Annotated in this window: 10 protein-coding genes; 2 read left to right on the plus strand and 8 right to left on the minus strand. The window is 65.6% G+C overall.

Annotated elements, in window-relative coordinates; translation table 11 throughout:
• Positions 1-195: 195 nt before the first annotated feature.
• The gene (locus ACYVHU_RS22445) at positions 196-630 is read left to right on the plus strand and encodes a tyrosine-type recombinase/integrase (RefSeq protein WP_498949438.1); all 435 of its coding nucleotides are present in this window, start codon (positions 196-198) and stop codon (positions 628-630) included.
• Positions 631-709: 79 nt separating this feature from the next.
• On the opposite strand, the gene ACYVHU_RS22450 is transcribed toward ACYVHU_RS22445, so the two are convergent.
• The 8 genes from ACYVHU_RS22450 to ACYVHU_RS22485 all read right to left on the minus strand — a co-directional run bounded on the left by ACYVHU_RS22450 (position 710) and on the right by ACYVHU_RS22485 (position 16,538).
• Positions 710-961 carry a hypothetical protein gene (locus ACYVHU_RS22450; protein ID WP_458419293.1) on the minus strand — a complete coding sequence of 84 codons (252 nt, stop codon included), beginning with the start codon at positions 959-961 and terminating at the stop codon, positions 710-712.
• Positions 962-976: 15 nt separating this feature from the next.
• A complete protein-coding gene (locus ACYVHU_RS22455; protein ID WP_498949439.1) occupies positions 977-1,426 on the minus strand; it encodes a tRNase toxin domain-containing protein in 450 nt (149 codons plus the stop codon).
• Between the two features lie 405 nt (positions 1,427-1,831).
• The gene (locus tag ACYVHU_RS22460) at positions 1,832-2,230 is read right to left on the minus strand and encodes a hypothetical protein (RefSeq protein ID WP_498949440.1); all 399 of its coding nucleotides are present in this window, start codon (positions 2,228-2,230) and stop codon (positions 1,832-1,834) included.
• Positions 2,224-8,964: a polymorphic toxin-type HINT domain-containing protein gene (locus ACYVHU_RS22465; RefSeq protein ID WP_498949441.1), complete on the minus strand. Its 6,741-nt coding sequence runs from the start codon at positions 8,962-8,964 to the stop codon at positions 2,224-2,226. Before ACYVHU_RS22465 ends, ACYVHU_RS22460 begins: the two co-directional genes overlap by 7 nt.
• Before the next feature lie 174 nt (positions 8,965-9,138).
• Positions 9,139-12,597 carry a LamG-like jellyroll fold domain-containing protein gene (locus ACYVHU_RS22470; protein WP_498949442.1) on the minus strand — a complete coding sequence of 1,153 codons (3,459 nt, stop codon included), beginning with the start codon at positions 12,595-12,597 and terminating at the stop codon, positions 9,139-9,141.
• Positions 12,598-13,784: 1,187 nt separating this feature from the next.
• Positions 13,785-14,408, minus strand: coding sequence for a TetR/AcrR family transcriptional regulator (locus ACYVHU_RS22475; RefSeq protein WP_078763810.1), 624 nt, complete (start codon positions 14,406-14,408; stop codon positions 13,785-13,787).
• Between the two features lie 241 nt (positions 14,409-14,649).
• Positions 14,650-15,297 (minus strand): response regulator, encoded by a 648-nt coding sequence (locus ACYVHU_RS22480; RefSeq protein ID WP_078763811.1) that lies wholly within the window; start codon positions 15,295-15,297, stop codon positions 14,650-14,652.
• A gap of 26 nt (positions 15,298-15,323) precedes the next feature.
• Positions 15,324-16,538 carry a sensor histidine kinase gene (locus ACYVHU_RS22485; protein WP_078763812.1) on the minus strand — a complete coding sequence of 405 codons (1,215 nt, stop codon included), beginning with the start codon at positions 16,536-16,538 and terminating at the stop codon, positions 15,324-15,326.
• 335 nt (positions 16,539-16,873) lie between these two features.
• On the opposite strand from ACYVHU_RS22485, the gene ACYVHU_RS22490 reads away from it, so the two are divergent.
• Positions 16,874-17,117 (plus strand): ATP-binding cassette domain-containing protein (locus ACYVHU_RS22490; RefSeq protein ID WP_498949443.1); only part of this gene is annotated, 244 nt, incomplete at its 3' end.

A 17,117-nucleotide genomic window follows, 5' to 3' on the forward strand; every position in this document is an offset into this window, starting at 1 on the left:
CAGCGTCGGAGACACGGTCCGGGCGCTGGTCCTCTCACGAGACCGGTGAGGGAAGGGGCCCGTAGGAGATAGGAGAACGGTCGTTCAACCGGTCTGACATGAGGCTCCCGGTCCTCGGCGAGCCGGCCATGGTCGCCCCCACGCTTCAGCAGGTCCCTCACACACTCCGTTACCCGGCCGCCCGCATCACCGGCCTTGTCCAGAACGCCCTCAGCCCCGATCCGGCCGGCTCGGACCCAAGGTGGAAAAGGCCCCCCGAAGCACCACCATGAGCGGCGGCGCAGCGGACACACGTTCATCTCCGCGCAGAGCGGGCCGATCGCCCGGCCGACCTTCCCCGCCCGCACCATGCCCCTCCAGGACTCCGGCCTCGGTCGCGTCCGCTTCCATGGACTCCGGCACTCGATCGTCGCCCTGCTCATGAAGCAGGGCGACGAACCCGTCGTCATCAAGGAACTCCTCGGCCACACCCACATCGGCGTCACCGCCACCGTCCACGCCCACATACGACTCCGCCTCCAACGCGACGCCACCGACACCCTCAGCACCGCGCTCGACGGGCCTGCCGGGCACGAGCCAACCCGCGACGACGACAACGACCCGCCACTGTGCGGAGCCACCGTCCGCTGACGTTGCCCTCGACTACTACCGTCACCCCATGCAAAAGCCCCGCCAGGACACACCTGACGGGGCTTCATATTTGCTGAAGTTACCTTGCTTCGATCAGGCTGCGAGCAACTTCCATGAGGTCCGCCATCAGCGGAGCAGAGACATCGCCCGCCTGCGGATCAATGCTCAATACCGCTGACGACCAGCCCTCATCGTCCGGAACGACGATCGCGGCAAAGGAAGCCCCCTTAGGGTCGTCGCGATAGCGGAACTCGATCACCCGTTCCCCAGCGACAGCATCTTCGAAGTCGATCACTTCGATCTCCGACTCACCGAACTTCACTGTGCGCATCTTGGTCTCCTCCACTCAGTCCAGGAACCCGGAGAAGCTTCCACCTGGAGTGAAGCGCGCCCCCAGGCCGTTCGGTAGGCGAATGTCGATGACGTCTTGCCACTGCCCTCCAATTCGCCCTCGCCCGCGCGTTTCCACCGCGCCCGGATGAGTAAGGATCTCGTCCAGCATGTCCTGGCCAGTTGCGTTCCACGCGCCGGGGTTCTGCCTCCCGGACGGCGTTGGCCATCCATTCGGGTTCCCGTTGCGCCCTGCGTGCTTCTGGAGCGCCCGCCCGGCCATGCTGTACTCGCCGCGCTTATCCGAAGGGGCGATCTTGGCCCCCGACTGCGATGCGAAATCAACATCGATCGAGCAGTTGCTGTTGTGAACGAGTACCGGGGTCTGCCCCGCCAGCACATAGTACGTGTGGATGTCCTGGACGGTGAGGTTGTGGACCGTGGCCGGTTCCTCGCTGTAGGCCACCTCGGCGATACGGACGAGAGCGCCCGCACCGGTCCGACCCCACAGGCCACGCCCACATCGGCGTCACCGCCACCGTCCACGCCCACGTACGCCTCCGCCTCCAACGAGACGCCACCGACACCCTCAGCACCGCCCTGGACGGGCCTGCCAACGACGAGTCGACCCGCGACGACGGCGATGACCCGCCGCTGGCGGAGCCACCGTCCGCTGACGTTGCCGTCAACTACTGCCGTCACCCCATGCAGAAGCCCCGCCAAGCCGCACCTGACGGGGCTTCAACTTTGCAGTTCGGAATTACGCGGGAAGGTCGACATCCCCCCAGTGGAACGACGCCCTCACGCCGCATGCGGGAAACTGGTGAGATCCCCGAATAGAACCTCGCCCGTTCCTGCAGGCACTAGGAAGCTATTTACCTTCTGCGCTCAGCAAGATCTGAACCTTTGACGGAAATTGTGGATCATCCACCATTACCGAGCAGATCACGGAGTCACGGAACCCCAAAAATTGCATCCGGACATAATCGTTCGCATCACGCAATACGAGCCATCCGGACGAACATGGCAGCGACGCCTCGAACAGTTTCGCAGGAAGCACCGTAAGGGGAGCTGACTTCCACACCTCACATTCGACCGGACCATCGACACCGGCCTGAACGCTGAAGATGAGCGAACCACCCTCTCGATACCAGCTGCTAGACGTCGGATCCCAGTCGCTGACGTCATCGTCACTTCCTGCATCCTGCAAGATCAGGCATCCGTGCTCGATTTTTGCGAGGAATGCAACCGAGGGGCTACTAGCTACCATTCCTTCTTGCTCCTTGCCTGTGACAGTTGTGAGACGACTCCAGCCTGTCTTCTAGCGCAGGACCAGCAGTGCGGATACGCCGTCTGGGGAGACCCGGGAGCGACGAGACTAGACGGCGGCTGGTGATCTGGAATCCAGTCTCCGTACTTGGTGCCGGGCGTCGTGGCATCGCAAGTGTGACAGCCGTGCGCATTTCCGGATTCATTGATCAGATCTCGAACGCCATCGGCTTCAATGTCACCGTTCTCCAGGGCTACTCCCTCGCGGGCATTCGGACCAGCACCCAGCGTCAGATCGCACTTCTGACCTGGCGTTGCATTGTGAACGAGGACCGGTGTAGCCCCCGCCAGTACATAGTACGTGTGGATGTCCTGGACGGTGAGGTTGTGGACCGTGGCCGGTTCCTCGCTGTAGGCCACGTCGGTGATGAGGACGAGGGTGCCCTCATCGGTCTGGATCCACATGCCAGGGGCCAGGTCCGCGGCGTCGATCCAGCGGCCGAGTTCGGGGACCCAGAAGGGGTGGCCGGCGGTGGAGACGATCAGCTCCCCGCCCGGGGCCGGACCCGGCAGTCCACCACCGCCGTGCAGGCCCCCCGCACCCGGCCCCGGCCGGTCGCCGGCTTCGCGCTCGGTGGTGACGTCGACCGTGATCTCGACCAGGTCCTTCGTCCCCGAACCGACGATCGTGGCGACCACGGTCTTGGCCTTCTGCTCACCGGTCTGCGGGTCGGTGGCGAGAACCCGATCCCCGGGCTCTATGTCCTCTATGGCCTTGGAGCTTCCATCCGCCATCACCACCTCGGTCCGGGGAACGAAACTGTTTCTGCATCCTTGAGGGAACTTCAGCCTAGCGCCCCCTCTGGCGGAGGCGATTCCGACGCCGCCCCCTCCAGGCCCCACATCCTGCATCAGCAGATAGAATTCATATCCCTTTTTGAACTCCTCGGACTCGACATCCACCATTCCGGATTCGACAAGCCCCTGTTCATAGGCGGCGATCATCTCCAGCCGCTCCTCGGGAGTGAGAAGCAGCTCGGCGTAATGGATCTGCGCCAGGGCCTGCCCCGCCTGATAGGGGCTCTGGTTCAGGCTTCCGTATCGGCTCTTCCAGTTGTTGTAGACGATGGAGGCATAACCGCTGTAGCCTCCTCCGCCGCTCCATCCCCCGCCCGAGGAACCACCGCCGCCCGAGGAACCACCGCCACCGCCGCCGCCTTTAGGAGCGTGATTGCCCGGAGGGGCCGGGTACTTGTATCCAGGACGCGCCTTACCGCAATTTCCTCCCGCCAGGCAGGGATGGACGCCTCCCGGCACATAGAGCCCCGACGGATCGCTCCATGTCATCGGGTTGTTCAGAGCATACGCGTATCCGTTGAGCTGTTGCGGTTGACGGAAGTCCAGGACCGGATCAGCGGTCATGAACCTTCCTGTCACACTGTCGTACTCTCGTGCCCCGAGATGGGTCAGGCCCGTGATCTCATCGACGGTCTTCCCCAGGAACCCCTTATCATCAGGCCATTCTCCCGGCTCGCCGCGCCGCTCTCCGAAAGGGGTGAATCTACGCCTGGCGGCCTCCGGGGAATTCGCCTCCATCGCCACTTCCGCGGTGCCGTGGCGATCCGCACCGAAGAAGGAGACTCCTTCCGGAGTCCGCACAGCGACCGTCGCTCCATTGTGCTGGTAGTACCTGCTCCCCGAGATGATCCCGCCTTCGAGGCGCAGTTCCATTCCCGGCAGGTAGAGCGTGGCCCCCTCGGGGTCCTGGCGAAGCAGACGGCTCCCGTCCACGGAGTAGATGAACGAGACATCGCCCGTTCCTGTGCTCACGGACGTGAGCGCGCCCTCCGCTCCCCATTCCAGGGTCTGTCTCTCACCGACGTGTACCCGCTCCGTGGTGTTCCCCGAGGCGTCGTACTCGTAGCTGTAGAGGCGCTCTCCTCCAGGGCCGCTCTCGATGACCTGTTGGAGGGTGTGCGGCTTCCCTTCAGAGGGGGAGGGGTAGGTGTAGTCCCTTACGACATCCTGGAGGCCCGTTTCCCCTTCGACCTGATGGACGATCTCCTTGGTCCGGTTCCCCGAGGAGTCATATGAGTAGCTGTGCCAGTAAGGCTCCGGCCCTCCGACCGCATTCCGGGAAGGACTCTCCACGCATCCTTGCGAGTCCTGTGTCCCGACGCTCCATGCCTGGACCAGACGTCTCAGATAGTCATAGGTGAAGCACTGCGTCTCGGCGGAGGCGGCGACCGTGTCCGAGACCGCCAGGACGTTTCCCGCGTCGTCGTAGTCGTAGCGGGCGTCTATCAGGGGCTCCGTTCCCTGCCGGTCGACCCTGGAGCGCAGGAGACGGTCCACCCCCTTCTCGTACTCGTAGGTCAGCCAGGAGGACGGTCCCTCCCCGGTCGTCAGCTCATACTGGAGGACCTCACCGGTCTGGGCGTACTCGGTACGTGTGACATAGGGCGTTTCACCGGTCAGGGTGATCGGCCTGCGCAGATCGTCGTACTCCTGGACGAGCACCTCCGCGGGAAGACCGCCCCCCGCCGGCATACCGGTGGACTGCGGGGTGCCGTCGATGTTGTAGGCGCTGGTGAACGTGTAGTTGCCGCTCAGCCCCCCGTGACCCTCCGGGATGCCTATCACCATGACGAGAGGCCGGTACATCTCGTCGCGATCGGTGATCGCCGTCCGGTACTCCCTGCCGTTGTGGTGACGGGTCTCCATGAACAGCTGGCCCTTGAGCCGGGTGTCGTATTGCCAAGAGGCGAGTTTCTTCTGGGAGTCCGGACCCCCCTCCAACACCGCCGTCTTCCGTCCGGCCACGTCATATCCGTAGGAGAGGGTCACTCCCCGCGCGTCGGTCGCCGACACGAGACGATCCAGGTCGTCATAGACGAAGGTCGTCGTCCCGCTGTCCGGGGTGGTCTGCGACGTCTTCCTGCCTCGCTGGTCATACTCGTAGGTCCAGGTCGCTCCGGACTCGGTGACGACGGAGGCCACTTCACCGCTGGGGGTATAGCTGTAGACCGTGGAGTCGTATCCGCTCTCAAGAGCGTCTCCGTGATACTCGCGCCGCTCGGTCTCCTGCCCCCGGGCGTCGGTGATCACCGTAGTGGGCGTGGCCCCGTCCGGCGGAATATTATGGGTACGGTCCCCTTCATAAATGGTCTGGGATCGCCATTTCTCTTCACCGGAGACCTTCTGGATGACCGTGGTCTCTCGCCCGGCTCCGTCATATTCGTAAACGAATTGACCGTTGACATCCCCGTCGCGGACAACGAGGAGTTCGGTCCCCGGCAGCCCCGTCGCGTAGTAAGGGTGGTTCTCCTTGGCCTTCTGCCCGATCCCGTTGTAGAACGTGTCGGTGACGATTCGTCCGCCGTCGGGTCCAGGGGCCTGGGTCTGCCTGATCCTCAGAAACGAGTCGTAGATCTGGTGGGAGGTGTCGTACCCGCCGTCATTACGCAGCAGAGAGCTCGAAACCACCGTGGGCGCGTCCGCGCGGAACAGGTAGTCGAACTTGGTACTGGGAGATTCTCCCCGCGCCCTGTCCCGGTCGGGTTGCCAGACCGCGACCATACGCCCGAGCGGGTCATAGGACGCCTCGATACGCCGGCCGTTGGCGTCCGTCTCCCACAGGTGAGCACCCCTGTGCGGGTCGACGGTGATCGTAAGTGGATGTCCGAGCGCGTTGGTGAGGATCGTCTTCGTGTTGAGCCCGTGCGTATCGCTCCGCTCGTAGGACTCGATCCTGTTGCCTTGGGCGTCGACCAGCGAGGTGACCCGGCCGTAGTCGTCGTAGGAGCTTTTCTCGACGGTCTGGTAAGTCGCCTTGGAGCCATCGTGCTCGAGGATTCTCTGCTTCTCGGTCACCTCTCCCGCGGTGGGCGCTTCCCCGAAACCTCCGCCGTCGTAGAGCATCCGCTCATCCGTGATGACCTGGCTCGACCGGTCGGTCCGCTCCGAGCAGCCCACCGCCACCTTCTCCACCCTGGAGGGATAGCTGAGCATATGCCGGGCGCTGTTATCGGCGTAGGTCGTGCGTATGCAGCGCTCGTCCCCGGATACCCCGACATCCCCCTGTTCGTCGACCTGTACCGCTCTGCCGATCTCCTCGTCGTAGGTGGTGCGGAGACGGCTCTCCCGCCACCCTCCCGTCTCCAGGGCGGTCAGTTCCCGTTGAACGAGTGTGTTGACGAAGCCGGCGTGCCTGCTCCCCCAGTCCTCGGTCTGGGTGGCGGTGCGGTGACGCCAGGGGGTGGTGATCGTCTTGCCGATCTGCTGGTCACCGTTGTAGGTGATCTGCTCCAGCTGGAAGCCCGCGAGTTCGTCGTGGTCGGTGAAGCTCTCTCCTGTCGAGGCCTTGACCTGGATCGACCGTTCCCCGCCACCGGGTTTCTCGTCTCCGTGCATCCCCCGTAGGAAGGTGTGATCGGTGCGGGTGACCGTGTGCTGCCCGTTACCAGTACGTACGCGTACATGCTGGTAGCCCCGCCACTGTCCCCAGGTCAGGTACTCCTCGTCCGTGATGCCGTCGGGTTCGTCACGGCGCCACGCGGCGTCGCCGACGTACTCGTACCTGGTGTGCTGTTCCTCCGCTCCGCCCGTGCGATCGGTGAGGATGACCTCATCCACCACGTACTTGTGGAACCAGTCGGTCACCGGGTCCTCCCCCCCGGGAGGGTTCCACTTGACCGGATAGCAGCGGACCGTGCTCTCCCCTTCCCGGGGAAGGTCGTCGTGGGCGCAGTCCTCGTCCGAGTAGTTGACGCTGATCTGCCCTCCGGTCTCGGTGTAGACCGTGGAGAGGCGGAAGCGCACCAGGGGAGAGATCGCGTCATCGGGTCTGTCGACCCGGTTGGGCATCTGGATGCCCTCCAGACGGACGGGTGGAAGGGACTTCTCTCCCCCGACGTGGCCGGTACGGGTGATCTCGGACAGCCAGAGCGTGGAGGACCCGTCACCGTTGTCCGTGAAGATGTGCTTCAGTCTCCAGGAATCCACAGTCGTGTACCCGGAACCATCGCTGATCTGCGTACGCACCTGGTCCAGACGTTTTCTCGTCCAAAAGGACGGGGAACTCTGGGATCGGACGCACTCACTGCCGGCGTCGCAGTTGAGGTCGTATGGGACATCAGGCCAGTGGTTCGCCGTGTCCTCGTCCAGCTTCTCCTCAGCGCAGTCGAAATCGTCGCCTGGGATGCAGCGTTCCTTGACATCGAAGACGACCCTCGCCGGCGCGTTACCGTCGTACGTCTTCCCCGCGCGCTGACCGTAGTCGATCCGTTCGAGGTACCCGCCCCGCACGTAGGCGGTACCGTCACGCTCGGTATCGGCCTCGCGAGCGTAGTGGTTGGTCTCCTTCCCGTAGAAGTAGGACATGACGTTGCCATTGGAGTCCTCGACCTGATCGAGGTTCCATCTCCACGCCTGGTCGCACCACGAATCCGCGAAGTCCGAGCCGTGGCAGGGTTCTCCAGAGTCATCGCCGAAGACGGGGACCGTCCACGTCGAGTTCGTGACCTCGTCGCCCGTGGACCAGCCGGGAAGACGGTTCACTCCGAAGGTGTACTTCGTACCGTCCGGAGTGGTGATCCTCCAATACTCTCCGTTATCGTCCCCATTGTTCGCTCCAGTGAGGCGCTCGATCTTCGAACCGTCCTCGGAGCGCATCTTCCACTGCCCGCTGCTGTCGTCCTTGATCAGCTCGTTGGAGCGTCCCCCCAGGACAACGGTGGCGTTGTCAGTGGCCCAGCACTGATCGATGACGTCGTCGTGTCCGTCCTCCGAGCACGATCTGTAGTTACGCGTGACGTAGCCCGGCTCATAGCCGAACCCTTCGCCTATCCATGAGCCCTGGTTGTTCGTCGTGCCGGTACGGCCGTCCACCGCCTGCGAGGAGTACCCCAGGGAGATCTGCGGCTGGAGCTCCCCGGGAACAGGCGGGGTGGACAGCGGATAGGACCAGCTGAAGGCACCCGACGCCAGGGAGACATCCCATTTCGAGGAAGGAGCCAGCTCGGTCACGGTGTAGTCGCCCTGCCAGGAGAAGGGGTCGGCTTCCAGCGCGTACACCACGCCAGAAGCCTCACCCGCCGGATTCGCCGGCGCGACGGATCCTGGCCGGATTCCCGAAGCGGACCTTCCCGCGGGACGCGAGGGAACGATAGCGGCCGTCACGGTCTCGCTGTCGGGGTCGTTGAGCGTTTCGAGCGGCCGTCCCGAGGAGCATCCGGCGTCCTCAGGGGACACCAGAACGCAGGCGGGGAACTCGGAGACCCTCAGCCTCTGGCCATAACTCCCCCCATAGGCGTTAGCGAATCCGGAATAGTCAAGGGTGAGCTGAACCTCTTCCTCGTCTTCCCGGCCAGCGGGAGCGGCGACACGGAACAGGACTCCCTTCACCCCGGCTTCCTCGGCTGCGCTCCTATCCAGGACCTCGACCTGGACCTCGGAAACGCTCTCCGGGGATTCCACGTCCACCTTGACGGGCAGTCCCCCGACGACGACTGGAGGCGTCTCTCCCGTATCTACGGGAACGGTCTTCCGCTCACCTTCGGGCCAGGAGTAGTCCTCCGCCTCATCGACCTCCGCCTGTTCTTGCGCGCCCTCCGCCCGCGGAATGACGCTTCCCTCCCTGCCGACCACCGGCTCACCAAGGTCCTGGACCGATGGAGCCGAATCGTCAGACCAGTCCGGCCCCAGGGGGAGCGCGTGGACGAGGGTCACCACCATGACTACAGCCATCATCGACGCGATAACGGCTAAAGGAGCGCGACGGGCATATATCCAAGAACGCCAGAAAGCAGGCACGAAAATTCCCCACAAGAGACGAGAAGAGAAATCGATGAATATAAAGAACGACAGAAGCAGCCAGGGGAAGGCGCGTGAACACCTTCCCCTGGCCTTCTAAAGATCCGGCTGCTCTTGCAAGGAGGCGAGACGCTGGACGAAAGTCACATCAGCAGCGCCCGAATAAACACGGACGTCATCGATGGAACCAGAGAAATCTCCTCCCCATGAGGAGCCCTCCAACGATCGCCCGATGACGAAAGGGCCTCCCGCGGACCATGTATGCGAATGGGGGGAAACCGAGCTCTGAGTCAACTGCCCGTTCACATAAAGACGGATCTCCCGAGAGAAAGCGTCATAGACGAGCGCGAGGTGATCGCCCCGCTGTTCCGAACTCGGCGACACCGAATCATTGACGACATCGGTTGTCATGGTTCCCGCACTATCGGTGTGCGAGAAAACCGCCTCCCAGCGATCCTTCTCCACGGAGTAACGGAGATCGAACGCGCTCTCGGACTCCCCCGCCTGCGACAGCACCGACATCGATCGCCCGGGGGCCGCGCTCGCCAGACGGGCCCGGACGCTCACGGTGAAACTACCCGTCGTGTCGGCGGCCGCGGCTACGGTCGCGGCATGGTCACCGGCTCCGTCCAGTAGCAGATGCCCATCACCCACAAGAGCCGACTCCCCCGAGAAGGGATCACCGACGAAGATGCCGGCGTCACCGGCGAGTGAGACCGGTTCGCCTTCAGCGGCCTCCGGACTGGTGCCGTTCTGGGCATCGTTGAGAGGCCAGTAAGCGACACGCTGAGCTGGAAGGGAATACAGGACCTCGACCTCCTCCGAGGTGACGATGCGTTCGAAGAACCTCAGGTCGGAGAGGGCTCCCTTGAAATGATTCGTCGCCTCTTCCCCTTCCAGCGTCCGCCCGATCCGGGCATAGGTCCGCAGGCTCATGCTCCCGGCCCTTTGCTCCTCCTGAAGGAAGACAGGGGTTTCCTCAGTCGCCTGTTCGAGAAAAACCCCATCGGTCACCTCTTCGCCATTGACGTAGAGCGTCACCTGTCCCTGGCCACCATCGTTGACGGCGACAAGATGCGTCCATGTCCCGGGCACCACGCTTTCCGGTGCCACCACCGTGGCCTCTCCACCGCCCTGGTAATCGGGGAAAGTCATGCTCCATCCACGATGAGCAGCGGAGTATCCCAGGGAGAAATCGACGATTCCATTGCTGTCCTGGCTGATGACAGTCTGATCCCGCCCGGTATCGTCGATACGCGCCCACCCCGCCAGGGCGAAACTCCATGAGGAATCACCCAGATAGCCCGCCTCAGGTTGCAGATAGGCGTCGGGAGTTCCATCGAAGAGCGCGGCGGAGGCACCTCTCTTCACCGGCCCAGTCGTTCCGAACGTGACACCTGGTCCAGCCGACGCCGGATAGGTCCAGTCCCCCTCGTCTGCGTCGCCGGAGACATCCGCCGCCACTGCAGAGCCCTGAGGATCGTCGAGTGGCCAATGCGGAGAGGCGGGAGTGCCTGGGCCGACAAGAAAAAGGTGATTGGCGCGAGAACTTACACGACCCGCGGCGTCCACAGCCTCCACATAGAGACTGTGGGGACCCTCCTCCAAAGGAACGAACTCGAGTGAGACCTTTGCTCCAGGACGCGCGGGCTCAAGGGTGTTCCCTGCGGAAGGATGCTCGTTGACCCCGTACCGGTAGGAGACGACGTCCGGCGAGGAGGATCCTATGGAGAAATGCCCATAAGATCCGACGCCGGTATGCCACTGGTCGTCATCGGGGTAGTCCCCCGATTCGACGATCGGCTCGTCCGGACTGGTCGCGTCATAGACGAATTCACAGCGATTCTGCCCGCCAGCCCAACTCCAGTCGCTCCAGGAGTTCCCGTCATGGGCCCGCACGATCCATCCGATCGTGACGTTCTGTGGAATATCACTGGGAATCTGGTAATAGAAACGCGAGTTCGCCCCTTTGTATGATGTGGTGAACTCCCGGCGTTGCTCAACACCGCTCGCGTCATTCCAGAAGACTCGGAACTGGGCGCGAACGCTCTCGACATTGGACGAAGAATGGTCGGGATCGCGAAGGTAGGCTGACACGCGGGGAGGGTTGTCCACGTAGGGTCGGCTCGCCCCGTACACACACGCGCCTCCCGGTTCCAACTGGAGGTCCGCCTGCCTGGGAATCCCAGGAGCGGTGTTGTAGTGCACCTCGAGATGGCCGTTTCCACAGAATCTCTTCCAGTGCGTGTAGTCGTTCTCGTTGGCCGATCGCAGACCGAAGGTGACGGATGACCAGTTGCCCGACACCGCCTGTTCGACCGCGGCGCTCGCGTCGAAACGCACGTTCTGGTTCGTCCGGGTACAGGAGGAGGCAGGGTTGTCCGGGCTCTCCGTATCAAGGAGCTGGCTCCAGGAGGGCTGATTATCCCAAGAAGTCGAGGTGCTGATTCCACCGGTCCGATGCAGCTGAACCGCACGGGGGGTCGTATTGTAGGCGTGTCGAAGGGTGACCGCGAATTCCGCCCCCAGGATCTGTTTCCCCTGATAGGAACTGGTCGGAACCCGATAGAAAAGCCTTTTGGTGCCCGAATTGACGCATGAGTATGGGTCGCCGGCCAGTTGAGGGCAGCGGCCGACTCCCTCATCGCTTTTCCCTGAGAACTTCCAGTACTCTTGCCCCCCGTACCCACTGGACACCATGGCCCACGCCGATGCTGTCGACGTCTTCCAGACCGGATCGATGTAGAGCGGGAACACCGTGTCGGGTGATGACAACAGAGCAGGATCCGGTGTGATCACCAGCTCGCCCCCGTCGATCCTGACATCGAGTTCCGCCACCTGGGAGCTCTCCGCAGGTCCTTCGGCGAGATTCGGGGTGGCTTCCACATCCGAGTTCTGCGCACTGGCCCGCGTACCTGCGATGTCTCGCCCCGAGTCCCACATCAGGGGAACCGGGGCTTCGAACACCGCCCCACCGGCCCCCGTGTCCAACGCGTCCAGTCCCCCATCCGCGCGCTCCCGCACCTCGACCCCATCAGTCTCGAGCAGCAGCCGCAGCTCCGCGAGTTCCCCGCTGGCCGCAGCCTCCTCGTTCTTCACCACGAGAACATGGGAGACACCATCGACATCGGCACGCAGGATCAGGTCCACTCCCGGCAGGACCTCACCATAGAGCGCTTCCGTACCCTCGATCCTGGGCTCCGGCAATTCCTCCGGCCAGCCGATCGCAAGCCGCTTCCCCGCTCGGGTCAACTCGACCAGGGGTTCCACGCCGCCGTTGGAGATCTTCATCCCCAGAGTGGCCGCGACAGGGGAGATGGAACCGTCTTCGTGTTTCACGAGAGTCGCGTCGGCGTCGACCCACGCGCCTTCCCGGAAGGAACGCACCGGCTGTATGTGCTCGACAGCGGTGAAAGTGCCATCGGGGTTGGCGTAGACGTCACGTCGTTCGGCTCGCAGAGCTTCGATCTCGACCCGTTCGCCTTTCTCAGCGGCCTCCTCAAGAGCCGCGCGCTCGCTGGGCGAATGAAGGTTCCCCTCGTCCGCCGAGGCCACGGGAGGGGAGAGGCACAGCACAAGGAAGGACGCGAAAAGGGCAGCGGAAAAGCGTCGTGGACCCACAGGAAAGCCCAATCCAGCAGTAGGGGACAGGAACCGGACAGACCCGCCGGTCGCTAAAGCCGGAATAAAAATAGTGAAGGAAATGGACTTTTCAACTACCCGGTCGAAGGTGACTCACATCACACCCCCCTCCCTCCACCCCTCACACCTCACCTGATCTGCTGAACCACAGAACGTGACACACCCGGATCATGTGGCCGAATTAGGACAGGTCACGATAAATCGCGCTTTCCGCTTCCTGTGGGAGCCAGGCCATACCTGCCGAACAGTCCGGCCGAGCCTTGCGGACCGCTGCCCGCCTCCTCTCCGAGAGTCGAAGCGGGAGCTGATGGGCGCGACCGGATTCCCGGACCGGAATCGTTTCCCTGACACGGGTACCCGATGTCCTGGTGAAGGAGGCTCGGCCGTGAAAGCGATTTTCACGTGAGCCCCTCCGGTGTCACCGGCGGAGTGCAGGAGGACGACGGAGATGGAACGTGTGAAGTCGGCGGACCATCGGGGGCCACGGGCCGCCTATGGCACCTGACCGATCGGCTGGGCAGCATCGCGCGGCCGGTCCCGATTCGAGGCCGGGGGGATACCGGGGTGGGACCGCATCCGTTGGGGAACGGTCTTCTTCGGTGCCCCGGATGCACCGTTCCCTGCAGGCCCGTTCCCGGTCTCATGTCACCGCCCGCCCCTGAGGCGGATCTCGGCCGTCTCCTGCCGGATCACCACCGAACCGAGGCCGGACTGGGGCCCTCCCATGCCTCGCATCGTCTCCGGGCGGGCTCGATGGGACGGCGGCGACCGGGCCGGCCCATCCCGCCGGGTGGTTCCGTTCGCTACCGGTCAGGGACGGCCCACCGGCCATACCGGTGCCAGGGCGCCGTGCCTCTCCGGACGTCCGGCTCAGAACGGCCGTTGCTCCCCTGCGCGCCCCAGGGAATCGGCGGGGCCACGGCCGGATGCCCGAAGCTCCTATGTCGCCCCGGGAGGCGGCGGGGAGGTCGCCGGGCGACGGGCTCCCGCTCCCTCCTCACGGATCCCGCTTCCGGGGCCGCGGGCCTGCCGGACGACCGGATCTTCGGGGCGGGACTCTCCTTCCGGAAGGTTCGGGGCGGGGCTCCCCTTCCGGACCGTCAGGAGGCGGAGGTCGTGGGCCGCAGGGCGTCCAGGAGGAGACGCGCGTAGTGGTCGCCCACCTGGGTCGGGGACAGCTCCCCCTCCGGCCGGTACCAGGTGCTCAGGTGGTGGACGGACCCGAAGTAGAAGTCCACGACGATGTCGGCCGGCACCCGGTCGGTGAAGACACCCTGGTCCTGCCCCTGCTGGACGAGCGAGCGGAACAGCTCGTGGTAGCGGCGGCGTTCGGCGCGCACCTCGCGCTGCTTGTCGTGGCTGAGCTGGTGCAGCGAGCGGAAGAAGATGGTGGCGTCGTCGAGGTTGGCGATGGTGGTGACCACGACGTCGGCGGCGGCGGCCCGGACCCGCTCGGCGATGTCGCCCGGTCCCGAGCTGATGCGCTCCAGCCGGGTCATCTGCATCCGCAGCACGCGGGCGTAGATCTCGGCGAGGAGGTCGTCCTTGGAGTCGAAGTAGTGGTACATCGCCCCCTTGGTCACCTCGGCGGCGTTCACGATCTCCTGAACGGAGGTGCGGTCGAATCCCTTCTCGGCGAACAGGCGGGTGGCGACGGCCAGCAGCCTGCCGGGCACCGTCGCCTCGGGGTCGTCGGCTCCGGTGACGTGCGGCACGCCCTCCACGGAATCGGTGACGTGGTCGGCCTGCGGCGTCCGCCCGGCGGCACCACGTGTTCGAACGGCCACGGCTCAGCCTTTCTGCAGCGTCGGGACCCGTGACGGCCCCGTGGGACCCCGGCTCTTGGGGCCGCTTCCACGATAGCCCCGCCCCTTGCGGAGCGTCCGTACTCCGTCCGGCCTTAACGCGGACTTCACGCGCCCGTCGCGCGAGTCCCGTGCGCGCGGGGCTCGTGTCCGGAAGGGGTCAGACCCAGCCCGCGTCGTGGGCGAGGATGGCCGCCTGCACCCGGTTGGTCATGTCGAGTTTCGCCAGGATGCGGCTGACGTGCGCCTTCACCGTGGCCTCGCGCATGCCCAGGTCCCGTCCGGCCTCGGCGTTGGACCTGCCCTGGGCGACCGCGACGAGCACCGCGCGTTCGCGTTCGGTGAGGACCTCCAGGCGCCGGGCCGCCTCGACCGCGCCGGACCTCGGCGGCGTTGCGAAGCGTTCCAGCATCCGCTTGGTGACGCTGGGGGCGAGCATCGCGTTGCCCTCGTGGACGGTGCGCACCGCGCCGATGAGGTCACGCGGCGGAGTGTCCTTGAGCAGGAACCCCACCGCGCCGGCGCGCAGGGCGCGGTGGACGTACTCGTCGAGGTCGAAGGTGGTGAGCAGGACCACCCGGGGCGCCGTGGGGAGGGCGGCGAGGTCGGCGGCGGCGGTGAGCCCGTCGACCCCGGGCATCCGGATGTCGAGCAGGACCACGTCGGGGCGCAGGTCGCGGGCCAGGCGGACCGCGTCGGCGCCGTCGGCGCCCTCGCCGACGACCTCCAGGTCGTCGGCGGAGTCCAGGATCATCCGCAGCCCCGACCGGACCAGTTGCTCGTCGTCGACCACGACGATCCGGATCACGTGTCCCCTCCCCCACTCGTCCGGGGTCACCGCGGCACGCCGCTCCCCGTCACCGGCACGATAGCGCGGACCTGCCACGTCCCGTCGAAACGGGGTCCGGCGGTCAGCGTGCCACCCGCGAGTTCGACGCGTTCGCGCAACCCGGTCAGGCCGTAGCCCCCGGAGGGCGGCCGTTCGACGCCGGCCTCCGGGGGCGGCTCGTTGGCGACGACGACCTCCAGGTCGGCCTCCCCGTAGTGGACGCGCACCGTCACCGCCCCGCCCCGGGCGTGTTTGCCCGCGTTGGTCAGCGCCTCCTGGACGACGCGGTAGGCGGTGCGTTCGGCCTGCGCCGACAGGGGCCGCGGCCGGCCGCTGGTGTGGTGTTCCACGGTCATCCCGGCGGCCCGCGAGTCCGCGATGAGGCGGGGCAGGTCGGCGAGGACCGGTTGCGGGGCCATGGGGGCGCCGTCGGGCTCGGCGCGCAGCACGCCGAGGATCTCGCGTAGCTCGGCCAGCGCCTCGCGGCCGGTGGTGCGGATCAGCCCGGCGGTCTCGGCGGTGCGTTCGTCGGGCGCCGAGACCTCCAGCCCGCCGGCGTGCAGGACCATCAGGCTCACCCGGTGCGCGACGACGTCGTGCATCTCCCGCGCGATGCGGCTGCGCTCGGCGATGATGGCGCTCTCCGCCATGAGGTGCTGTTCGCGTTCGAGGCGTTCGGCGCGCTCGCGCAGGTTGGCGACGAGCTGGCGGCGGGTGCCGAACCACAGCCCCACCAGGAGGGGCAGGACCAAGGCCATGATCAGGATCGACACGGTCAGGACACTGGCGTTCCCGTGGTAGGCCCAGACGATCCCCACGGCGAGCACGCCGCTCCAGGCGGAGAGGGAGCGCCGGTCGGTGGACCAGACCGCGTAGGAGTAGATGGCGATGACGGTCGGCACGACGTTGGAGAACAGGAACAGCGCGGCCGCCGCGATGCCGAGCAACCACACCGGGCGGCTGCGGCGGAACAGGATCGCCGCCGACACCAGCAGCGGGAAGACGAGACCGGTCTGGAGGAGGAGGAACACGACCACCGGGGCCGGCAGGTTCGCGTCCAGGATGTCCAGGAGCAGGGCACCCCCCGCGGGGGAGACCAGGTTCATCACCGCGACGAACGGCAGGAACCAGACCGCGTAGCACCAGTCGGCGATCCGGTAGCGCCGCTCCCATCCCCATTCCCACAGCTGTACCGCGCTTCCGGCGCATCCCCTGGTCATGGGCCGGATTCTAGGCGGCCGGGAGCAGGGCCCCGCGCCGCCGTGGAGGGGGGCGCCGAAAGTCGGGGCGCGCGTCGGCGCCGGCCGCGGGGGCGGTGCGGGCGGCGTGGGGCGGGGATGGGCCCCATCGGGGGACCGACGAAAGTCGGTGCCCGAATCTCCGAAAGAAGCCTTCCGGGCGGGCCGGCACGCACCTTCGGCCGTGCCCGGATCGGCTTCGCGGCCGAGGGGAGGCGCCCCGGCGCGGACCTAGCGTTGAGGACGTCGGGAGCGGCCCGGATCCCATCGGGGCGGGCCGCTCCACATCGTCCGTGATCGTGCTAGGAGCAGCAGCAGTGAGTGAAAGTACGGCCCAGGTCCGTGCCCGCACCGAGGCACCGCCGGTGGTGGTGGCGCGTGGGGTGACCAAGACGTTTCGCACCGGTGGCACGCTGGTACGGGCCCTGGACGGAGTGGACCTGGAGTTCGCCCGCGGCGCGTTCACCGCGATCATGGGCCCCTCCGGCTCGGGCAAATCCACCCTGATGCACTGCCTGGCCGGACTGGACACCGTCACCTCCGGCCAGATCACCATGGGCC

This window comes from Marinactinospora endophytica, from assembly GCF_054780875.1.